The 20431-nt window shown below is 72.3% G+C and carries 16 protein-coding genes; 4 read left to right on the forward strand and 12 right to left on the reverse strand.

The features are described 5' to 3' along the window. Positions 1-14 precede the first annotated feature (14 nt). From ACIBTU_RS19335 to ACIBTU_RS19345, 3 genes are read right to left on the reverse strand one after another with little or no spacing between them, the layout of a single operon-like run. Positions 15-1472, reverse strand: coding sequence for a DUF1116 domain-containing protein (locus tag ACIBTU_RS19335; RefSeq protein ID WP_399127476.1), 1458 nt, complete (start codon positions 1470-1472; stop codon positions 15-17). Beyond that, on the reverse strand, positions 1469-3019 hold the full coding sequence (gene fdrA, locus ACIBTU_RS19340) for an acyl-CoA synthetase FdrA (RefSeq protein WP_399127477.1): 1551 nt from the start codon (positions 3017-3019) through the stop codon (positions 1469-1471). Before fdrA ends, ACIBTU_RS19335 begins: the two co-directional genes overlap by 4 nt. Then, positions 3016-3969 carry a DUF2877 domain-containing protein gene (locus ACIBTU_RS19345; RefSeq protein WP_399127478.1) on the reverse strand — a complete coding sequence of 318 codons (954 nt, stop codon included), beginning with the start codon at positions 3967-3969 and terminating at the stop codon, positions 3016-3018. Before ACIBTU_RS19345 ends, fdrA begins: the two co-directional genes overlap by 4 nt. A 115-nt stretch (positions 3970-4084) precedes the next feature. Between ACIBTU_RS19345 and ACIBTU_RS19350 the strand changes: the two genes are divergently transcribed. Together ACIBTU_RS19350 and ACIBTU_RS19355 are read left to right on the forward strand one after the other, a co-directional pair. After that, positions 4085-5014 carry a carbamate kinase gene (locus ACIBTU_RS19350; RefSeq protein ID WP_399127479.1) on the forward strand — a complete coding sequence of 310 codons (930 nt, stop codon included), beginning with the start codon at positions 4085-4087 and terminating at the stop codon, positions 5012-5014. A gap of 116 nt (positions 5015-5130) precedes the next feature. Beyond that, positions 5131-6402 carry an MFS transporter gene (locus ACIBTU_RS19355; protein WP_399127480.1) on the forward strand — a complete coding sequence of 424 codons (1272 nt, stop codon included), beginning with the start codon at positions 5131-5133 and terminating at the stop codon, positions 6400-6402. A gap of 26 nt (positions 6403-6428) precedes the next feature. Here ACIBTU_RS19355 and ACIBTU_RS19360 read toward each other — a convergent pair whose 3' ends face one another. Beyond that, complete coding sequence (locus ACIBTU_RS19360; RefSeq protein WP_399127481.1) at positions 6429-7094, reverse strand: GntR family transcriptional regulator; 666 nt, start codon at positions 7092-7094, stop codon at positions 6429-6431. Positions 7095-7358: 264 nt separating this feature from the next. On the opposite strand from ACIBTU_RS19360, the gene ACIBTU_RS19365 reads away from it, so the two are divergent. Beyond that, entirely contained in the window at positions 7359-8564 is a 1206-nt protein-coding gene (locus tag ACIBTU_RS19365) for an amidohydrolase family protein (RefSeq protein WP_399127482.1), read from the forward strand. An 83-nt stretch (positions 8565-8647) separates the two neighbouring features. Here ACIBTU_RS19365 and ACIBTU_RS19370 read toward each other — a convergent pair whose 3' ends face one another. The 7 genes from ACIBTU_RS19370 to glsA form a co-directional block, all read right to left on the reverse strand. After that, entirely contained in the window at positions 8648-9637 is a 990-nt protein-coding gene (locus ACIBTU_RS19370; protein WP_399127483.1) for an ABC transporter ATP-binding protein, read from the reverse strand. After that, positions 9634-10686, reverse strand: a complete 1053-nt coding sequence (locus ACIBTU_RS19375; protein WP_399127484.1) for an ABC transporter ATP-binding protein — start codon at positions 10684-10686, stop codon at positions 9634-9636. Before ACIBTU_RS19375 ends, ACIBTU_RS19370 begins: the two co-directional genes overlap by 4 nt. Then, on the reverse strand, positions 10683-11576 hold the full coding sequence (locus tag ACIBTU_RS19380) for an ABC transporter permease (RefSeq protein ID WP_399127485.1): 894 nt from the start codon (positions 11574-11576) through the stop codon (positions 10683-10685). Before ACIBTU_RS19380 ends, ACIBTU_RS19375 begins: the two co-directional genes overlap by 4 nt. After that, positions 11573-12547, reverse strand: a complete 975-nt coding sequence (locus tag ACIBTU_RS19385; RefSeq protein ID WP_399127486.1) for an ABC transporter permease — start codon at positions 12545-12547, stop codon at positions 11573-11575. The genes ACIBTU_RS19380 and ACIBTU_RS19385 overlap by 4 nt, the downstream gene beginning before the upstream one ends. After that, a complete protein-coding gene (locus ACIBTU_RS19390) occupies positions 12547-14160 on the reverse strand; it encodes an ABC transporter substrate-binding protein (RefSeq protein ID WP_399127487.1) in 1614 nt (537 codons plus the stop codon). Before ACIBTU_RS19390 ends, ACIBTU_RS19385 begins: the two co-directional genes overlap by 1 nt. Before the next feature lie 228 nt (positions 14161-14388). Next, positions 14389-15624: a 4-hydroxybenzoate 3-monooxygenase gene (locus ACIBTU_RS19395; protein ID WP_399127488.1), complete on the reverse strand. Its 1236-nt coding sequence runs from the start codon at positions 15622-15624 to the stop codon at positions 14389-14391. A gap of 25 nt (positions 15625-15649) precedes the next feature. Next, entirely contained in the window at positions 15650-17443 is a 1794-nt protein-coding gene (gene glsA, locus ACIBTU_RS19400) for a glutaminase A (protein WP_399127489.1), read from the reverse strand. A gap of 134 nt (positions 17444-17577) precedes the next feature. Between glsA and ACIBTU_RS19405 the strand changes: the two genes are divergently transcribed. Continuing rightward, on the forward strand, positions 17578-18165 hold the full coding sequence (locus ACIBTU_RS19405) for a DinB family protein (RefSeq protein ID WP_399127490.1): 588 nt from the start codon (positions 17578-17580) through the stop codon (positions 18163-18165). A gap of 26 nt (positions 18166-18191) precedes the next feature. On the opposite strand, the gene ACIBTU_RS19410 is transcribed toward ACIBTU_RS19405, so the two are convergent. Continuing rightward, entirely contained in the window at positions 18192-20219 is a 2028-nt protein-coding gene (locus tag ACIBTU_RS19410; protein WP_399127491.1) for a hypothetical protein, read from the reverse strand. Between the last annotated feature and the right edge of the window lie 212 nt (positions 20220-20431).

Raw genomic sequence — 20431 nt, forward strand, 5'->3', positions numbered from 1 at the left:
GGCGCTCTCGCGCGTCAGGAGGAGGAGCCGCCGAACGCCTCGGCGAGGGCGGTGGCGGCCTTGGTGAACGCCTCGGCCGGCGGGTGGGTGATGCCGGCGCCGATCATGCCGATGCCCGCGTCCTTGTGGGCGATGGCGGTGTTGATGATCGGGAGGATGCCGGTGTCGAGGACCTTGCGGACGTCGATGCCGGTGGGCAGGCCCTGGAAGTCGAGGGCCGGGATCGTCACGTTCGGGTTCTGCGCGGTGGTGATCTCACCCATGTCGCGGGTGTAGCCCATGGCCTCGGCCACGGTGCCGCCGACGAGGGCGACGATCGCGGGCGCGGCCGACATGGCGAAGCCGCCGAAGCCGTACGTCTCGGTGATGGCGCTGTCGCCGATGTCGAGACCGGAGTCCTCCGGCTTGTAGCCGGCGAACATCGGGCCGACGACCTTCTGCGCCGGCCCGGTGAACCACTGGCCGGGCAGACCGGCGACGCGGATGCCGAAGTCGACGCCGTTGCGGGCCATCGTCGTGACGACGGTGGAGTTCTCCACGCCGTTGGCGGCGTCGAGGGCGGCCTTGGCCATGGCCATCCAGGTCGGGCCGGAGAAGTAGTCGGAGGACGCGACGAAGTCGAAGACCTCCTTCTTCTGCTCGGTCGTGAAGGACGACTGGAGCAGACCCGCGGAAAGGGCCTGGAAGAGGAGCAGGGTGCCGGCGCCGTTGCGGTTGTGGCACTCGTCGCCCATGTGGAGGGCCTGCGAGAGCAGCAGACGCAGGTCGACGGGGCCGGTGAACTCGACGGCCTCCTTGAGCATGGGGCCGAAGACGTCGCGCATCCAGACCAGGCGGTCGATGACGCTCTGGTCGTTGGCGCCCATCCGCAGGATCTTCGCCATCTGCTCGGACAGGTTGGTGTACGCGATGTTGCCGTGCGTCTCGTTCTTGACGATGTGCACGTACATCGACGCGGAGGTGACACCGGCCATGGAGCCGACCGAGTTCGCCTCGTGGCAGGGGCGGAAGGTGATCTGCCCGGAGGCGGCGACCTCGGCGGCCTCGTCGAGGTCCTTGGCCAGGCCCTCGAAGACGATGGCGCCGGTGACGGCGCCCTTCATCGGGCCGTTCATCCGGTCCCAGGTGATGGGCGGGCCAGAGTGCAGGATCGTGGTGGGCGTCATGCCGGGGACCACGTCGAGCGCGCGGCCGAAGCCGATGAGCATCGGGCGGGCGGCCATGATGCGCTCGACGGCCTCGGCGTTGGCGGCGTCGATCTTCGCGGTGAGCTCGGGGCTCGCCTCGAGGGCGTTCAGCGCGCGGGCGGCGTCGGGGTTGCCGCCGCCGGGCGGGGTCCAGTCGAGGGTGGAGACCTTGGCGTTCTGGGCCTTGATGTCCTCGTCGAACATCGCGAGGCCGACGTTGACGACGCTGAGGTCGCCGGCGAACAGCGCGGCGGCGGGCGTCAGTTCGGTGTTCTCGGTGCTCATGCCTGTGCCTTCTTCGCGATCTCACGGGCGAACTGGCCCGTCTCGGTGGAGCTGAGGGTGACGGTCACACCGGCCGCGCGCAGGGCGGCGGTCTGGGCGGCGACCGAGGGGGTGTCCAGGTCGGTGCCGAGGACGTAGGCGACGACCTCCAGGTGGCGGCCGGCCTCCTTGGCGACGCGCTGGGCCTCCTCGATGGCGGGGAGCGTGGTGCCGACCGGGTCCTCGTGGGAACCGAAGCCGAGGACGAAGTCCATGACGAGGGCGGCGACCTCGGGATCCTTGGCCTCCTCGACGATGCGCTCGATGCGCAGGGCCGGGTCGATCATCGGGTGCGGACGGCCGTTGGTGAAGTCGTCGTCGCCGAAGTCGAGGAAGGTGTGGCCGCGCGAGGCGGAGCCGGCCGGGAGGCGGAAGTCGGCGTTCTTCTGGATGTTGGACCAGACGTCGAGACCGGCGTCGCGCACGGCGTACATGGTCTCGTCGCACAGGGTGCCGCCGCAGAACAGGCCGCGGACGTACTTCTGGCCCTCGGCTAGGCGGGCGACGACGGCGCCGGCCGCGGCCTCGGCGTCGAAGTCCTCGACGGCGGCCGGGGCGAGGCCGGCGAGCTCGACGGCCTTGGTGGCGGCCTGGAGGCTGCCCGCGGCGAAGTGGCCGCCGGCGGCGGTGACCGCCTCCTCGGAGCCGTCGATGAACCAGACGACGACGGGCTTGCCCGCGGCGGCGACCTCGGCGAGGACCTTCTTCTCGACGGAGGGGGCCGGCGGCTTGGAGACCAGGACGATGACGTCGGTGGCCGGGTCCGCGGCGAGCGCGCGGATGCCGTCGACCATCATGATGCCGCCGACCTGCTCGGACAGGTCGCGGCCGCCGGTGCCGATGAGCTGCGAGACGCCGCCGCCCAGCGCGTGCACGCGGACGGAGACCTCCTGCGAGCCGGTGCCGGACGCGGCGACGATGCCGACGTTGCCGGGGCGGACCTTGTTGCCGAAGCAGAGCGCGATGTTGTTGATGATCGCGGTGCCGCAGTCCGGGCCCATCATGAACAGGCCCTTGTCGTGGGCCAGGCTCTTGAGGGCGATCTCGTCCTCGACGGCGACGTTGTCGCTGAACATCATCACGTGCAGGCCGGACTCGAGGGCCTTGCGGGCCTCGCGGGCGGCGTAGGAGCCGTTGACGGCGATGACGGCGAGGTTGGCGCCGGCGATGCCCTCGGCGGCGGAGGTGATGGTCCGGTAGGTGACCTGGCCGCCGTCGGCCGAGGCGGGGGCCTTGCGGGTGAGCAGGCCCTCGATCTCGGCGAGGAGCGCCTCGGTGTCGGCGCCGTCCTCGGCGACGAGGACGACCATCAGGTCACCGCTCTCGGCGGCCTTCAGTTCGTCGGTGAGCAGGCCCAGGTTGTCCAGGACGCCCTTGTTCATCTCGGTGCCCATGGCGGTGAACGCCTGCTCCACCCCGTCCAGGGCGTTGGCCTTGGTCGAGACGGACATCAGGGACACGGAGTCGAAGTACGTGTTCTTACGTACGACGGCTGTGGTGGTACTCACAGCGAACCTCGCAGTTCTTCTTCCAGGTGGAGTCCGGCCACGAGGCCGGACAGGGTGTCGCTGCCCGAGGTGTGGCCGAAGGCCAGCACGCGACGGGCAGGATCGTTCAGGTCCCACGGCGGCGGACTGTCCGCCAGGTGCCGCAGTACGTCGATGAGTTCGGCGCGCGCCCGGCCCTCGGCGGCCTCGGCGAGGGTGGCCGCGGCGAGGTCGGTGGTGCATCCGCGGTGGTCGTCGAGGACGGTGCGGACGGCGGTCGGGAGCGGTGCCAGGGCGCTGCCGGGGAGGGCGGCGACCAGGGTGAGGCCGGCGAGGAAGTCGTCGCCGGCGGGGGTGAGGCCGGGGCCGAGGCCGTGCAGCGCGAGGATGCCCTGCACTGTCTCGACGGGGTCGCCGGCGCGCAGCGCGTCGAGCAGCCGGGTGCGTCCCGCGTCGAGGGCGCGGGCGACGGCGCTCTCCATGAGGCCCGCGCCCGGGGCCGCGCCGAGCATGCCGCCGGGGGCGCCGTGGGCGTGGTTGTACGCGTCGAGGGCGTCGGCGGCGCGGGTGAGGTCGCCGGGGGCGAGGTGCGCGAGGGAGGGGCCGGACGGGTCCCAGGGGCGGGCGTTCGCGGTGGTCAGGTGCACGGGGCGGCCCGGAGCGCCGAGAATGAGACGGCCAGTGTCGAACATCACGCTTTGTCCGGCGTCGAGACCGGTGCCGGTCCAGTCGGGGACGTCGACGACGAGGGTGCGCGGGGCGTCGCCCGCGTCGCGGGAGGCGAGGGCGATGAGCAGGCCGTCGGGGGTCAGCAGATTGACGACGTGGGTGAAGGCGGAGTGGACCGTGCCGGCGCCCTGGAAGCCGTACGGGCCGGTGCCGGCGGGCCCGGGAGCGGGCGCGTGCAGGCGCGCGAGAAGGCGCGCGTCACCGGAGTGCGCGCGCAGCCCGAGGGGCTCGCCCTGGCACATCGTCGTGCCCTCCTCACTGCCGCTGCCGGTCTTGTCGTCCGGCTCGTTCTGACCTACCCGTATTGGTATACCATTCTGCGTCCGGTAAGCGAACATTCAGAACAAGGGACTTCACATGCGCATCGTCGTCGCCCTCGGAGGGAACGCACTGGCCAAGCGCGGGGAGCCGATGACGGCCGACCGCCTCCGCGCCAACGTCCGGGGCGCCTGCCAGGCCCTGGCCGGTCTGGCCCGCGAGCACGAGGTCGTCATCACCCACGGCAACGGCCCGCAGGTCGGTCTGCTCGCCCTGCAGAACCTGGCCTACCAGGACGTCGCGGCGTACCCGCTGGACATCCTCGGCGCGGAGACCCAGGGCATGATCGGCTACGTCATCCAGCAGGAGCTGTCCAACGCCCTGGTCGGCGAGCGCGAGGTCGCCGCGATCGTCACCACGACCGAGGTCGACGAGAACGACCCGGCCTTCGAGCGTCCGACGAAGCTGATCGGCCCGACCTACTCCGCCGAGGACGCTGCCGAGGCCGCCGCCGAGTACCGCTGGACGATCGCCAAGGACGGCGGCGCCTACCGCCGCGTCGTGCCCTCGCCGCACCCGCTGCGCATCATGCAGGCCCCGCTGGTCTCCACCCTGCTCGACAACGGCACCCTGGTGGTCTGCGTGGGCGGCGGCGGCGTGCCGGTGCGCACGGACTCGAAGGGCCGTCAGATCGGCATGCAGGCCGTCGTCGACAAGGACGCCGCGAGCGCCGCGCTCACCGCGGACCTGGGCGCCGACATGCTGATCATGCTCACCGACGGCGACTTCGTCAGCGAGAACTGGGGCACCCCGGAGCAGCGCGACATCCTCACCGCCTCCCCCGAAGGCCTGGCCACGATGAAGTTCGCCGAGGGCTCCATGGCGCCGAAGGTGGCCGCCGCGGTGCGCGTCGCCGAGGCCGGCGGCCGTACGCTCATCGGCCCGCTGGACCGTCTCGACGACCTGCTGGAGCGCAAGGTCGGCACCGAGATCCGCTCCGACGTCGAGGGCGACATCGTCTTCGTCTGACGTTCGCACGGTTTCGGTATACCATTCGGGCAACCCCTTGCCACCGCCGTCGCAACGCGGCGGTGGCGAGGCGGCCCAGCGGGCCGAGAACCGTACAACGGAAGAGGAGTTCGACCGTGCCGCGGGAGACGCCGACCGACGCACCCCCGTCTCCTCCTCGCGTCCGCTCCGGCCCGCTCGCCTCGCTGCGCGACAGCCGGGCCTTCCGCGCACTGTGGATCTCGAACGTCTTCTTCTTCGGCGGCGCCTGGACCCAGACGATGGTCCTGGGCTGGATCGTCTTCGACACCACCGGCTCGGAGTTCCTGCTCGCCGTGTTCACCTCGGCGCGGCTCGCCCCGATGCTGCTCGGCCCCTTCGCCGGGGTCCTGTCCGACCGTCACGACCGCGTACGGCTGTTGAGCATCGCCTGCGGCTGGGCACTCACCGCCGCCGTCGCCGTGTCCGCACTCGAATCGGCCACGGACGCCCCGTACTGGGTGCTCGTGCTCGCGGGTCTGGCCACCGGACTCGCGCAGTCCCCCTCGCAGCCCGCCCGCTCCTCGCTCGTCCTCGAACTGGTCGGCCGGCGCAACCTCAGCAACGCCAACGCGCTGAACGCGATGGCGATGAACATGACGCAGGTCGTCGGTCCCGCTCTGGGCGGCGCGATGATCAGCGCGTTCGGCTCCTCCGTCGCCCTGTGGATCTCCACCGGCTGGTTCGCCCTGTCGCTGGTCGCGCTGTGGCCGCTGCGCCACGCGGACACGGCGGGCGCCTCACGGCGGGCCGCGCCGGAGCCGGTGGCCGCCCTGCTGGTCGGCGGCATCCGGACGATCCTGCGCAACCGCCTCGCCGCCGGCGTCCTGGGCGTCACCCTCGCCGCGAACATCCTGCTGTGGCCGGTGTATCAGGCGTTCATGCCGGTCTTCGCGAAGGAGTCGCTCGGGCTGGACGCGGACGGACTCGGCCGGCTGCTCACGTGCAGCGGTGTCGGCGGCCTCACCGGCTCCCTGGTCATCGCCGCGCTCGGCGACTTCCGGTTCAAGGGCGCCCTGTTCGTCTACGGGACCGCGGCCTGGGGCGCGCTGTGGGCGCTGTTCGCGCTCTCCCACCAGGTGGCCGTGTCGTTCGCGCTGATGGCGTTCATCGGCCTGCTCAGCGCCTCGTTCGGGGTGCTCCAGACCACGCTGCTCCTGATGACGACGGAACCCTCGGTCCAGGGCCGGGCGCTGGGCGTCCAGGAACTCGCCATCGGTGTCATGCCGCTGTCCTCGCTGTGCCTGGGCTTCTCGGCGCAGCACGTCGGCGTCGCCACGACGACCCTGCTGAGCTCACTGCTCCTCGTCGCGTTCCTCGCCGTGCTCGCCCTGCGCCTGCCCGGGCTGCCCCGCTACCGCGGGGTCTGACCCGCCTGACCCACCCCGCCCGCCGGTCAGCTCACGGCGGCGTGCCGGTGGTGCGCGTCCGCCTCGGCCTGACTGGTCGCCAGGTGCGCCACCGCCAACTCCCCCACCGACTCCACGTCCCGGGCCTCGATGGCGCGGTACAGCTCCTCGTGCTCCTCGGCGACGGCGGTGAAGTCGTCGTGCTGACCGAGCAGCCAGCGCATCCGGCTGCGGAGCGTCAGATCGAGCTCGCTCAGCAGGGCGTTGTCCGCGAGCTCGGTGACCGTCTCGTGGAAGTCGGCCGCGAAGCGGCGCGCGGCGGCGCCGTCGCCCTCGGCCGCGGCGGCCTGCTCCGCGTCGAGCTGGGAGCGGAGCTTGGCGAGACCCGAGCGGGTGCGGCGCTGCGCCGCGAGCCGGAAGCCCAGGGTCTCCAGGGCCGACCTGATCTCGCTGAGGTCCGAGATGTCGGACGGGCTGAACTCGCGGACCACGGCCCAGGTGCGCGGCCTGGGCGTCACCAGGCCCTCGTTCACCAGATCGCGCAGCGCGTCGCGCACCGGCAGCCGGCTCACGCCGAGCTCGGCGGCGAGCTCCCGCTCCACCAGCTTGCTGCCGGGGGCCCGGGAGCCGTCGATGATCTGGTCGCGCAGGGTGCGCACGACCCGCTCCGACTCGGGGGTGAATTCCTCGGCGTCTGCCGTTGCGCCTGTCATTCCCCCATTTTCGCATCGGAGTTCAGGCGTTCGTGCCGCACCCCTCGCACGGTCCGAAGCATTTCGGCCGCCCGGTATACCGGGTCGCCGGGAAATCAACGCACACTCACCTCCCCTTGACTGAAATTCGCCTTAAAACCCCCATAACTGACGCGGTAATGCAGAGGGTAATTTCATTTGGTATGCCAAGTGTTAGGGTCACGGTGGCCTCGACCACGGTCCGTCCGAGGCGTTCCGTCCGCCTTCCCGCAAGGAGTCACGCCCATGCTCATCAGGAACGTCCGCCCGTGGGGTGGCGACGCCTCCGACCTCCAGATCCTGGACGGCAGGATCGCGGCCGTCATGCCGCACGACCCGGCGCGCGCCGACGACGGGTCGAGCGTCCACGGGCGGGGCCGGCTCGCCATGCCGTCGTTCTCCGACGTGCACTGCCACCTGGACTCCAACCGGGTCGGCCTGCCGTTCCGCCCGCACACCGGCAAGCCCGGCGTGTGGGGCCTGACCATGAACGACCGTGAGCACTGGCGCGAGGACCCGCCGGTCGCCGAGCGCACCACCGCCCTGCTCGGCCGCATGATCGAGCGCGGCACGACGCGGGTGCGCAGCTACGCGCAGATCGACGCGGACAGCGGCCTGGAGCGCTTCGAGGGCGTGCTCGCCGCCAAGGAGGCCCACAAGGACCGGGCCGAGGTCGAGATCATGGCCTTCCCGCAGGCCGGTCTGCTCCTGGAGAAGGGCGTGCCGGAGCTGATGGACCAGGCGCTGGCGTCCGGTGCGGCCGTGGTCGGCGGCATCGACCCGTGCACCCTCGACAAGGACCCGGTCAAGCACCTCGACATCGTCTTCGGCCTCGCCGAGAAGCACCAGGCGCCGGTGGACATCCACCTCCACGAGCCGGGCCACCTCGGCGTGTTCAGCACCGACCTGATCCTGGAGCGGACCCGTGCGCTCGGCATGCAGGGGAAGGTGACGCTCTCCCACGCCTACGAGCTGGGCAACGTCGACGAGGCCACCACGCGCCGCCTCATCGAGGAGTTCGCCGACCTCGACATCTCGATGGCGACGATCGCGCCCGCGCAGCAGATGCACGCGCTGCCGCTCGCCGAGCTGACCCGCGCCGGGGTCCGGGTGGGTCTCGGTGAGGACGGGCAGCGGGACTACTGGTCGCCGTACGGCAACGGGGACATGCTCGACCGGACCTGGCAGCTGGCGTTCACCAACCGGTACCGGCCGGACGAGCTGATCGAGCACTGCTGGGCCGTCGCGAGCCGGGGTGGCGCCGCGATCCTGGACCCGTCCCTGGAACGCCTCACCTCCACGGCCGACCGCCCCGGTGTCTCGGTCGGCGACGCGGCGGACCTCATTCTGGTCGACGGTGACACCGTCGCCGCCGCCGTCATGGACCGTGGCACGGACCGCACGGTCCTCCGCGCGGGCCGCGTGGTCGCGGACCAGCTCCAGCTGATCTGACCCTCAGTCACCAGCGCGGCAGAAAAGTCCCCTGGCCCGGAATTGCGTTCCGGGCCAGGGGACTTCGCGTACTCCGGGTCGAGTCAGGATGACTTCGCGTCCGGGGCCGTGCCGTCCTCGGTGACGAGGTGGCAGGCCACCTGGCGGCCGTCGGGGAGGGTGCGCAGGGCCGGGGATTCCGTACGGCAGCGGTCCGTGGCGAGGGGGCAGCGCGTGTTGAAGTGACAGCCGGGCGGCGGGTCCAGAGGGCTCGGCAGGTCGCCGCCGAGCACGATCCGGGAGCGTTCGCGCTGCTCCTGCGGGTCCGGAACCGGCGCGGCCGAGAGCAGCGCCTGCGTGTACGGGTGCTTGGGGTCGGCGAACAGCTCGACGGCCGGGGCCAGTTCGACGATCCGCCCGAGGTACATCACGGCGATCCGGTCCGCCAGGTACTCGACCGCGGCCAGGTCGTGCGTGATGAACAGGCAGCCGAAGCCGCGTTCCTTCTGCAGGTCGGCGAGGAGGTTCAGGACGGACGCCTGCACCGACACGTCGAGCGCGGACGTGGGCTCGTCCGCGATGAGCAGCGCCGGCTCGACGGACAGGGCCCGCGCGATGGAGACGCGCTGGCGCTGACCGCCGGAGAGCTGGTGCGGGGTGCGGTCGGCGAGTTCGGGCCGCAGACCGACCTGGCGCAGCAGTTCGTCGACGCGGGCGGAGGCCTCGGCCCGGTTGGCCAGACCGTGCAGCCGCAGCGGCTCGGCGATGATCTGGCGGATCGTCATGCGCGGGTTGAGCGAGGAGGACGGGTCCTGGAAGACCAGGTGGACCTTCTTGCGCAGCGGCCGCATGGCGCGCGGGGACAGCGTGGTGACGTCGGTGCCGTCGATGACGACCTCGCCGCCGGTGGGGGTGTCGAGGCGGACCACGCAGCGGCCCACGGTCGACTTGCCGCTGCCGGACTCGCCGACGAGGCCGACGACCTCGCCGGGGCCGATGGTCAGCGAGACGCCGTCGACGGCCTTGACCGTGCCGGACGCGGACGGGAAGTGACGCTGCAGGTCACGGACCTCGAGGACGGGGGTCCCGCTCATCGGGCGACCTCCTCTGACGTGGACGCGGACGCGGTGACGAGCGCGGGCTCGTCCCCGGCCGCCGGGTGGTGACAGGCGATCCGGTGCGTGCCGGACAGGGTCCGCAGCGCCGGACGGCCCCCGCGGCAGTCGTCCTGGGCGAACGTGCAGCGCGGCGCGAACGAGCACGCGTCGGGCTGCTTCCGCAGGTCGGGCACGAGTCCGGGGATCTCGTTGAGCCGGGCGCGCCCCTCGGCGGTCCGGCTGCCGGGACGGAGCACGGCGCCGAGCAGCCCGCGCGTGTACGGGTGGCCGGGGTGCGCGAACAGCTCGTCGGCCGGGGCCTGTTCGACGGGCCGGCCCGCGTACATGACGAGGACGCGGTCGGCGGTCTCGGCGACGACGCCGAGGTCGTGCGTGATGAGCACGATCGCGGTGCCGAGCCGGTCGCGCAGCGACTTGAGCACGTCGAGGATGCCCGCCTGCACGGTGACGTCCAGGGCGGTCGTCGGCTCGTCGGCGATGAGGACGGCCGGGTCGCAGGCGACCGCGATGGCGATCATGACGCGCTGGCGCATGCCACCGGAGAGCTGGTGCGGGTACGCGTCGACCCGCTTGGCGGGGGCCGGGATGCCGACGAGGTCGAGGAGTTCGATCGCGCGGGCGCGGGCCTCCTTCCTGCTCAGCTTCTGGTGGTGGATCAGCACCTCGGTGATCTGCCGCCCGACGGTGAGCACCGGGTTCAGCGAGGTCATCGGCTCCTGGAAGATCATGGAGAGCCGGCGGCCGCGCAGCGAGCGCCAGGTGCGTTCGCTCGCGCCGACGAGTTCCTGGCCGTCGAGGGTGACGGAGCCGCCGATGCGGGCGGTGGGCGGCAGCAGGCCCATCACCGCCATGGACGTGACGGACTTGCCGCAGCCGGACTCGCCGACGACGGCGAGGACCTCGCCGGGGTGCAGGTCGTAGGAGACGCCGTCGACGGCGTGGACGGTGGAGTCCGGGCCGTGGAAGTCGACAGTCAGGTCACGGACGCTGAGGACCGGCTCGGCCGGCTGATGGGTGGCGGTCACCGGGAGCCTCCACGGGGGTCGAGGATGTCGCGGACGCCGTCGCCGAGCAGGTTGAACGCCAGGGTGGCGAGCACGATGACGAGGCCGGGGAAGACGGCCATCCAGGGGGCGTCGGCGATGAACGGCTGGGCGCTGGAGAGCATGACGCCGAGCGAGGGCGACGGGGGCTGGACGCCGAGGCCGAGGAAGCTGAGCACGGCCTCGCCGATGATCGCCGACGGGATGCCGACGGTCGCCTGCACGAGGAGCGCGGAGGTCGCGTTCGGCAGGATGTGGCGGAACAGGATGGTGCCGTTGCCCGCTCCGTTGGCGATGGCGGCGCCCACGTAGTCGAGGTGCTTGAGGCGCAGCGTCTCGGCGCGGGTGATGCGCACGATCGCCGGGATCTGCGAGATGCCGATGGCGATGGTGGCGTTCTTCAGGGACGGGCCGAGGACGGCGGCGAGGCCGACGGCGAGCACCAGGAAGGGGAACGCGAGCATCGTGTCGGTGAGCCGCGAGACGACGGTGTCGGCGAACTTGCCGAAGTAGCCGGCGAGCAGGCCGAGCGGCACGGCGACCACGAAGGCGAGCACGACGGCGAGGACGCCGACCTGCATCGACGCGGTGACGCCGACGAGGACGCGGGACAGCTGGTCGCGTCCCAGGTCGTCGGTGCCGAGCCAGTGGGCGCCGCTGGGCGCGGCGAGCGCGTTGTCGAAGTCGGGCTGCGCCGGGTCGTACGGGGTCAGGATCCCCGAGAGGAGCGCGACGAGCACGAACAGCGCGGCGAGGATCGTGCCGGTGAGGGCGAGCTTGTTGCGGCGCAGTCGGCGCCACAGGCTCGCGGCGCGCCCGGGGGTCTTCTCCCGGGTGAGCACGGGCGCGGCGGCGGAGTCGAGGGCCGTCATCGGGAGCCTCCCAGCCGGATGCGGGGGTCGACGACCGAGTAGAGGAGGTCGACGAGCAGGTTGATCAGGATGTAGGCGGCCGAGGTGAAGAGCACGACGCCCTGGACCATCGCGTAGTCGCGGGTGAAGACCGCGTCGATGGTGAGCTTGCCGAAGCCGGGCAGGACGAAGACCTGCTCGGTGACGACGGCGCCGGAGATGAGCATGCCGAGCTGCAGGCCGAGCACCGTGATGACGGTGACGAGCGAGTTGCGCAGGGCGTGGCGGCCGATGACGGTGCGCGCGGAGAGGCCCTTGGCGCGGGCGGTGCGCACGTAGTCGGAGGACAGGGCGTCGAGCATCGCGGCGCGGGTCTGGCGCATCACGACGGCGGCGAAGCCGGAGCCGAGGACGATCGCGGGCAGCACGAGGCGCCGGATGTTCTCGACGGGGTCCTGGCCGAACGGCACGAAGCCGGAGGCGGCGAAGACCGGCATCGCGATGGCGAAGGCGAGCACGAGGAGCATGCCGAGCCAGAACGTCGGGACGGACATGCCGAGCAGGGCGACGGCGTTGGCGAGCCACTCCTCGGGCTTGCCGCGGCGCACGGCCGCGACGATGCCGGAGCCGATGCCGACCACGACGGCCAGCAGCAGGGCGAGCGCGGCGAGTTCGAGGGTGATGGGCAGCGCGTCGAGGATCGAGTCGAGGACGGGCAGTCCGCTGCGCGCGGAGGTGCCGAAGTCGCCCATGACGGCGTGCCGTACGTAGTTCCAGTACTGCACGACGATGTTGTCGTTGAGGCCGTACTCCTCGCGGATGGCGGCGAGGACCTCGGGCGAGGACTGTTCGCCGGCCATCGCCTGGGCGGTGTCGCCGGGCATGGCGCGCACGCCGGCGAAGACCGTGATCGAGACGAGGACGAGGGTCAGCAGGGACTGTCCGACGCGGCGCGCCGGGTAGGAGCTCAGGAATCCGCGGACGGAGCCCATCACTTGTCACCGCCCTTCACGTATCCGGCTTCCTTCATGCGGATCAGACCGTCGCCGGACAGGGCGATGCCGCTGATGTCCTGGGCGGCGACCGCGTAGTTGATGTTGCGGTAGGTGTAGATCACCGAGTGCTGCCGGTTGATCGCCTCGGTCAGCTCGCGGTAGATCTTCTTGCGCTTCGCCGTGTCGGACGTGGAGCGTCCCGCGGCGATGAGGCGGTCGATCTCGGGGTCGGAGAGCTGGCCCTGGTTGTTGCTCCCCCGGGTGCCGACGAGACTGTCGATGTTGCCGGCGGGGTCGGGCTGGCCGCCCCAGCCGCCGGTGCGGGCCTGGAAGTCGCCGGCGTAGGTGCGCTGCAGGCCGGTGGCGAACTCGGTGGGCTGGAGCCTCACGTCGAAGCCCGCCTCCTTGGCCATGGCCTGGACGACCTGGCCGAACCGGGCGTCCTCGGGCGTGGTGTTGATCATCAGCTCGAGCGGCACGGGTGTCTTGACGCCGGCCTGCTTCAGGAGCTTCTTCGCCTTCGCCACGTCCCGCTTCCGGCAGGTGGTCGGCGTGGACAGCGGGGTGCCGGGCGGGACGGGCCCGCAGGCGGGCGCGTACATGCCCTGGAAGACGACCTTGTTGATCAGTTCGCGGTCGAGCGAGAGGTCGAAGGCCTCACGGACGCGGACGTCCTGGGCGAAGGGGGTGTCGACCTTGCCGGGCTTGCCGTCGATGCCGTTGTCGTTGCCGACGTTGATCGTGATGGCCATGTAGCCGAGCGAGGGCGTGTTGAGGACCTGGAGGTCCTTGTCGCCGAGGGCGCTGCGCACCTCGACGGGGCCCATCTGATCGCCGATCTGCACATCGCCCGAACGCAGGTTGGCCAGGCGGATGTTGCCGTCGGTGATGGTCTTGTAGACCACGCCGTCGAGGTGGACCTGGTCCGCGTCGTAGTAGAGCGGGTCCTTCTTGAGCTCGATGCGGTCGCCGATGACGCGCTTCTCGTACTTGAACGGCCCGACGCACGACGGGTGCGTGGCGAAGTTCTTGCCGTACTTCGCGATGGCCTTGGGCGACATGATGAGGCCCGCGGTGTTGGCGAGCCGGCCGAGCAGCGGGGTGTCCGCGTGCTTGAGCTTCAGGCGCACGGTGTACGGGCCGATCGCCTCGACCTTGTCGACGGAGTCGATCTCGGAGGCGCGTCCGGAGCCCTTGAGGTGGAGGTGCCGGTCGAGCGAGGCCTTCACGGCCTTCGCGTCGAGCTTGGCGCCGTCGCTGAAGCGGGCGTCCTCGCGCACGTCGAAGGTGAGGGTGCGGCCGCCGTCGGTGATCTTCGGCATCGAGGAGGCCAGCTGGGGCACGACCCGGTTGTGCCGGTCGACGTCGTAGAGCTGCTCGCACATGGACGTGAAGACGGTGCGCGCGACGAGCGTGCCCGTCAGGCTCGGGTCGAGCATGTCGGGGTCCGACTTGAGCCCGACGACAGCGGTTCCGCCGTCGCGGACCGGCCGGTCGTCGACGAGACGGGGAGCGGCGGCGCTCTGTTCACCGGGCGGGGCGAGTGAGCCGCAGCCTGTGGCGAACGTCAGCAATGCGGCCGCCGCGAGCACGGCGGGTAGGCGACGCACGGGACCACACCTCCTTACACGGATGGGGTGCGCGCCCGGCCGGGTCGCGCTGGGGCGACACGGTATACCAGCGACTGTCTCACTCCCTGGACACCTTCACCACGAAAGCGGCCCCCACCTCCGAATTTCTCGACAAAATACGGGCATTGTGCGCGAGCCCGCGGGATGCGATCGTTACGAATCCGAGCCGTTGGTATACCGGAACGCGTTCTGTATCCCGAGTGCCCGTCAGTAGCGCTCGGCGGTTCCGAGGTACTGCTCGGCGAACGCGGCGGCGGCCCGCGGCGAGGTGAACAGGCGGCGCAGCCGGGCCACGGCGGTACCCGCGCGGAACGGGTCCCCGACGGCCGCCCCGTGGTACACCTCCGACAGCCACTGCGAGAACTCCTGGTAGTCCCACACCCGCCGCAGGCACGCCCCCGAATAGCCCCCGAGCGCGGCGCCTTCGGGGTCGGCGCCGGTGAGGCGGGCGGCGAGCGCGTCGCCGAGGAGGAAGGCGTCGTGCAGCGCCAGGTTCATGCCCTTGGCCGCGATGGGCGCGACGAGATGGGCGGCGTCCCCGGCGAGGAACAGCCGGCCGACGGCCATCGGTTCGACGACGTAGTCGTGCAGGTCCAGGACCCGCTTCTCGACGAGCCGCCCCTCGGCCGGCGGCGGCGCGCCGTCGGCGGCGAGGCGGCGGCGCAGCGCGGCCCACACCCGCTCGTCCGGCCAGGCCGCGGGGTCGTCGCCGGGCGGGACCTGGAGGTAGTACCGGGTGACCTCGGGGCTGCGCGGCATCTGGCCCGCGAACCCGTCCGGATGGACGCCGAACAGGACGCAGTCGGCGGACGGCGGCGCCTCGGCGAGCAGCGCCAGCCAGCCGATGCCGTAGTCGTGCCGGGCGATGCGCACCCGGCCCTCGGGCAGGGCGGCGCGACTCACCCCGCGGGCGCCGTCGCAGCCCGCCACGTACGCGCAGCGCAGCAGCCGGCGCCGCCCGGTGCCGGGGCAGAGGTAGGAGATCGACGGCCGCTCAGACTCGATGTCGTGCAGCCGCACGTCGCGCACCCCGCACCGCAGATCGCCGCCGCGCTCGTCCACGTAGGAGCGCATGAGGTCGGTGACGAGGAGGGGCTGCGGGTAGACGTGGTGCCGGCTGCCCGCCAGTTCCTCGTACGGGAAGCGGTGCCGCTCCCCCGCGAGGCGGAACTCGCAGGCGGTGTGCCGCTCCGCCGCCAGCAGGTGCGCGGAGGCGAGCCCGCGGCGGTCGAGGCCGCGCACCGCCCACTCCTCGATGACTCCCGCGCGGGGCCGGCGCTCGATGAACTCCCGGCTCTCGCACTCCAGGACCACGCAGTCGACACCGGCGGCGCGCAGGAGGTTCCCGACGGTCAGCCCGGCGGGCCCCGCGCCGATGATCACCACCGAAGTGTCCTCGGCGGAAAGGGAATTGGAATCTATGAGTCCGGTCACTCGGGTCATTGAAGCGAGCGGCCCGGACGGGGCGTCAGGCGGTGTCCGCCCGGTCGACGGTCTCCGCGCCCTCCAGCGGGGCCCGCTCCAGGACCGCGACCGCCTCCGGCACGCGGGCCCGCAGCCGCATGAGGCCCTCGGCGGTGAGCGTGCGGCACACCGTGTCGCGTTCGGCGAGGACCTGGCGGGACATGCGGGCGGGGAAGTCGGCGGGGGTGAGCGCGGCGCCAGGCCCGGCGGACCAGGTGCGGACCGTGGAGACGGAGTCGGCGCAGACGGCGAGCCGGCCCGACTCGACGTACCAGAGCACGATGCGGCCGCCGAGCCGGGCGCCCGGCGGCTCGACGATCTCGCCCTCGGGAAGGCGCAGGGTGTCGAAGGCGTCGGCGAGGGCGGCACGGACCCGGGCGTCGGCGCGGCCGAACAGGTCGCAGTCCGCGAGCGGCACGGGCGCGTCCGGGTCGAGCCCGAGTTCGGCGAGCAGTCCGTCCTCGCAGGACTCCAGGGCGCGGCCGAGGTCGGGGAACTCGTCGGCAGGGCGGGCCATGGCCTGGCGCTCGTCCGGGTCCGCGAGCACCATGCGGGTGCCCCGGGCGGGCAGGTCCTGGCCGAGGGCGCGCAGCAGGTCGGCGGCGACGGTCTCGACGCGGCCGACGCGGGTCAGGTCGAGGACGAACCAGGAGACGGCGGCGGGCAGTTCGCGCGCGGCCCGCAGAGTCTGCTCGGCGGTCGCGAAGTCCAGGTCGCCCTGGAGGACGTGCACCTGGATGCGGTCCGGGCGGGCGTCGAGGGCCTCGCGCTGGGAGCGCGGGCGGTGGCGCAGCGAGCGCAGCGGCGCGGGGTGCAGGGAGCGCGGCGGCAGCGGCCGGCGCTGCGGCACGGTGGCCCGCATCAGGTGCAACCCGAACTGGTCGGAGATGAGGTGACAGGCGGCGATGCCGCGCACGCTGTTCCCCTTCTCCTCCAGCGGCGGGCTGAACACGCCGATGCCGAACTGGCCGGGCAGCGCCACGCCGATCGCGCCCGAGACACCGCTCTTGGCGGGCATCCCCACCTGGAGCATCCACTGGCCCGAGGCGTCGTACATGCCGCAGGTCGCCATCACGGCGAGGACGTGCTGGGCGTGGCGCGGGGCGACGACGCGGTCGCCGGTGACCGGGTTGACGCCGCCGCCCGCGAGCGTCGCGTGCATGACGGCGAGGTCCTCGCAGGTCACGAGGACGGAGCACTGCCGGAAGTAGACGGCGAGCTGCTCCTCCACGTCGCCGGTGAGGGAGCCCGCGTTGTGCATGAGGTAGGCGAGGGCGCGGTTACGGTCGCCGGTCGCGCGCTCGGACGCGAAGACGGCCTCGTCGACCTTGAGCGGGCGGCCCGCGAAGGCGCTCAGGCCTTCCAGGATGCGGGCCGAGCGCTGGCCGGGGGTGTCGCCGGAGACGAGCGAACTGGTCACGATGGCCCCGGCGTTGACCATCGGGTTCGGTGGCCGCCCGGTGACCGGCTCCAGGCGGATGGAGTTGAACGCCTCGCCGCTGGGCTCGGCGCCGACCCGGGCCAGCACGTTCTCCAGACCGTGGTCGGCGAGCGCGAGGGCGAACACGAACGGCTTCGACACCGACTGCACGGTGAACGGCGTGGTGGTGTCACCGCTGGCGTACACCTGCCCGTCGAGCGCGCACAGGCTCAGCCCGAACAGGTCGGGGTCCACACGGCCCAGTTCCGGGATGTACGAGGCGGGCTCGCCGTCGTCGAGGTCGCGCAGCCGCAGCCGCACCTGGTCGAGAAGGGCGGTCAGGGGGTCGCCGGGCCGGTCCTGCTGCTCGTTTCCCATGCCTCCCATCGAAACGCATCCGTCCGGGCGGCGCGTGCGGTACTGGTCCGTCCGTAAGGGCCGGGCCCCTCGCTCCCCGGTCCCACCCGCGAAAGAGCTTGATCGTCCCGAGCGGCGGCCAGCAGACTGCCCCCATGAGCGAATCCGAACAGAAGGCCGACCTGCACCGCTATCTGCAGGAGGCCCGTGACTCCCTCCTCTGGAAGCTGGAAGGGCTCTCGGACTACGACGTGCGGCGCCCCCTGACGCCCACCGGCACGAACCTGCTGGGTCTCGTCAAGCATCTGACCTATGTGGAACTCGGCTATCTCTGCGCCACGTTCGGCCGCGAGCACGGCGAGGCCCTGGACGATCCCGAGCAGGACATGTACGCGGCCGCCGACGAGTCGCGCGAGGAGATCGTGGCGCGCTACCGGCGCGCCTGGGCCCACTGCGACGCCGCCATCGAGGAACTCACCCTGGACACCGTCGGCACCGTCCCCTGGTGGCCGAAGGAGCGCGCCGAGGTCACCTTCCACCACGTACTGGTCCGTGTGCTCGCCGACGCCCAGCACCACGCGGGCCACGCCGACATCCTGCGCGAGGGCCTCGACGGGGCGGTGGGCTGGCGCCGGGACAACGACGCGCTGGGGACGACCGACCTCGACGAGCGGGCCGCGTACCACGCCCAACTGGAGGAGATCGCCCGCCGGGCGGACCCGTCGTCGGCGCCGCCCCGCTGACTTTTCGGGCGCCACCCGGCTGAGGCTCAGGCCCCGCCGGGGTCGTGGCGGTCCAGCCATTCCCGGGCCGCCGCCCGCTCGGCCTCCGTCGGTACGGGACGCATCTGGTCGGGGTAGGTCATCACATGGTGCTGTCGGGCGATCCCGAGGGCGATCTCCCGGGCCCGCCCGGAGACGCCGGGATGCTCGGCGACCTCGACGGCGCGCTGCCACCAGCCCCTGCTGCGCGGGTCGACGCTGTAGTGCCACAGCGGCTGCGCGGGGTCGGCGACCCCGAGCAGCACGCGGTGCAGCACGTAGTCGCGCAGACCGGGCGTCCCGATGAGCCGGTCGGCCACGAGCAGGGGATGCTCGCCGTCGAGGCGGGCTCGGACCAGCACCCAGGTCATCAGCTGGCCCACGTCATGGGCGGGCGAGGTGACGAAGTCCCACAGCTCGGCGGCCTTGGCCTCGTCGGGTGCGCCGAGGTGGGTGAGCAGCCGCTGCTGGTCCTTCCACACCGGGCGCTTCCCGTTCCACCAGGCGACCAGTTTCGCGGCGGCCGGGTGGTCCAGGTCGAGGGCTAGGCAGGTCAGGGTGACCAGCGGGTGGCGCCACTCGGTGTAGGTGGTCTCGTACTTCTTGGTGAGCTCCTTGAGGCGGCGCGGCAGCAGCGCCTCGACGTCCGCTCGCGTGGCGCGGCCGTGGGCGAGGAGCAGTTCGAGGCAGAAGCCGAGGCCCTGCAGCTCCGTGTCCGGGTCGGCCACGCGCGCGTGCAGCCAGGCTTCGTCGGCGTCGGTGAGCGTCCGGTACCGGTGCCAGACGTCGCAGAGCGCGCCCTGGTACGCGCCGAGGTCGGGCCCGGTGCCGGCCAGCAGCTCTCCCACGGCCTCTTCGTAGCGTGCGAGGTCGGCCAGGACCTCGGCGGTGTCGACTCCGGTGAACACGGAGCCTTCCGGTCGCAGGGCCGCCTCCCGTACGAGGTCCACCCGGTCGCGGACGGCGCCGGCGGCGAGGACCCGCAGCTCGCGGGGCAGGCGCGGGTCGGTGGCGCAGCGGACGTCCATGAGGTCGGCGTAGAGCTGCTGGATCCGGTATCCGGCGCCGGTCTCCTCGCGCCAGTCGCCGGTGAGCGCGCCGGTCAGCGCCCTGCGCAGCGAGCGCAGGGACGCCTCGGGGGCGTCGTGCGCGGCCAGTTCCGCCGCGATCCGGACGGCCGCGCGGACCGCGTCCGGTTCCTCGAACGCCCGGAGCAGCGTGAGCCAGTCGCGAACCGCACTTGGCTCACCGGCGAGGGCGAACTCCCGTACCGCGGCGAGTCCCCGCTCGGACGGAACCTCGGTGAGGGTGTCCGACGCACGGGCGCCGAGGGCGTCGACGGTGGGCCAGGCCTGCGCGTGGTCCTGCCGCAGCAGCGCGTGCAGCAGGTCGCTCCACGCCTCCCAGTCCGCGAGCCGGCCCTCGTACCCGGCCCGCCAGGCGCGCAGCAGCCGCTCCGTCTCGTCGGGGGTCAGTGCGTCGCGCCGCTCCAGCGAGACCGCGAACGGGGTGGCGGCCACGAGGCCCAGGGGATCGGCGAGCCGGGCGTGCAGCCAGTCCGCCTGGGCCGGGGAGAGCGGCCGGTACGTGTACGGGAGCCGGCTGCGGTCCAGCGGCTCGTCCAGCTCCTTCAGGAACTGGCGTACGCCGTCGGGGTCCGCGGGGTCGGGCAGGCCCGCGGCGTCCCGCCGCGTGATCCGGTCCAGGACGAAGGCACCCTGGGGGCCGCCGTTCACCAGGCGGTATCCGGTCGGGCCCGCGCCCAGCCCCGCGGTGACGGCGGTGTGGTCGCCGCCCCAGTGCAGCAGCAGTTCGCCGGTCAGGGCGCCGGAGCGGTCGAAGGCGCGCTCGTGGGACTGCCAGTGCCAGTAGGCGAACGAGACGGGGTCCGGGAGTCCCTGCTGCGCGCGGAGCTCGGCGGCGTCCTCGTGGCCGTCGAACTGGGTGTACCGGCCCCGGCCGGGTGGGGGCAGGACGAGGAAACCGTCGGTGCCCAGGTGTTTCCACCAGGTCTTGATCGCGGCCAGATCTGACACGTGCGGGTCCCCCGGGGTGCTGCGGTACCGATATCGTCCCGGGTCACCCTGCCACAGGGGGCTGACAACGCCCTTCGCGTCTGCGGGGTGCCCCTTGCCGGGCGGGTGCGGGCCGGTGGGGGCTGGTCGCGCAGTTCCCCGCGCCCCTGAGATGCGCACTTCGTGCGCGATCTCATCGGGCCCTTGCGCGTCGGGGAAATGCGACGCGAAGC

The organism is Streptomyces sp. NPDC050145, assembly GCF_044460245.1.
GTDB lineage: Bacteria > Actinomycetota > Actinomycetes > Streptomycetales > Streptomycetaceae > Streptomyces.

Bases quoted from the DNA above. Each gene is read 5' to 3' on its own strand.
- ACIBTU_RS19335 (WP_399127476.1), bottom strand. From the start codon at position 1,472: ATGAGCACCGAGAACACCGAACTGACGCCCGCCGCCGCGCTGTTCGCC.
- ACIBTU_RS19345 (WP_399127478.1), bottom strand. From the start codon at position 3,969: ATGTGCCAGGGCGAGCCCCTCGGGCTGCGCGCGCACTCCGGTGACGCG.
- ACIBTU_RS19350 (WP_399127479.1), top strand. From the start codon at position 4,085: ATGCGCATCGTCGTCGCCCTCGGAGGGAACGCACTGGCCAAGCGCGGG.
- ACIBTU_RS19360 (WP_399127481.1), bottom strand. From the start codon at position 7,094: ATGACAGGCGCAACGGCAGACGCCGAGGAATTCACCCCCGAGTCGGAG.
- ACIBTU_RS19365 (WP_399127482.1), top strand. From the start codon at position 7,359: ATGCTCATCAGGAACGTCCGCCCGTGGGGTGGCGACGCCTCCGACCTC.
- ACIBTU_RS19370 (WP_399127483.1), bottom strand. From the start codon at position 9,637: ATGAGCGGGACCCCCGTCCTCGAGGTCCGTGACCTGCAGCGTCACTTC.
- ACIBTU_RS19380 (WP_399127485.1), bottom strand. From the start codon at position 11,576: ATGACGGCCCTCGACTCCGCCGCCGCGCCCGTGCTCACCCGGGAGAAG.
- ACIBTU_RS19385 (WP_399127486.1), bottom strand. From the start codon at position 12,547: ATGGGCTCCGTCCGCGGATTCCTGAGCTCCTACCCGGCGCGCCGCGTC.
- ACIBTU_RS19395 (WP_399127488.1), bottom strand. From the start codon at position 15,624: ATGACCCGAGTGACCGGACTCATAGATTCCAATTCCCTTTCCGCCGAG.
- glsA (WP_399127489.1), bottom strand. From the start codon at position 17,443: ATGGGAAACGAGCAGCAGGACCGGCCCGGCGACCCCCTGACCGCCCTT.
- ACIBTU_RS19405 (WP_399127490.1), top strand. From the start codon at position 17,578: ATGAGCGAATCCGAACAGAAGGCCGACCTGCACCGCTATCTGCAGGAG.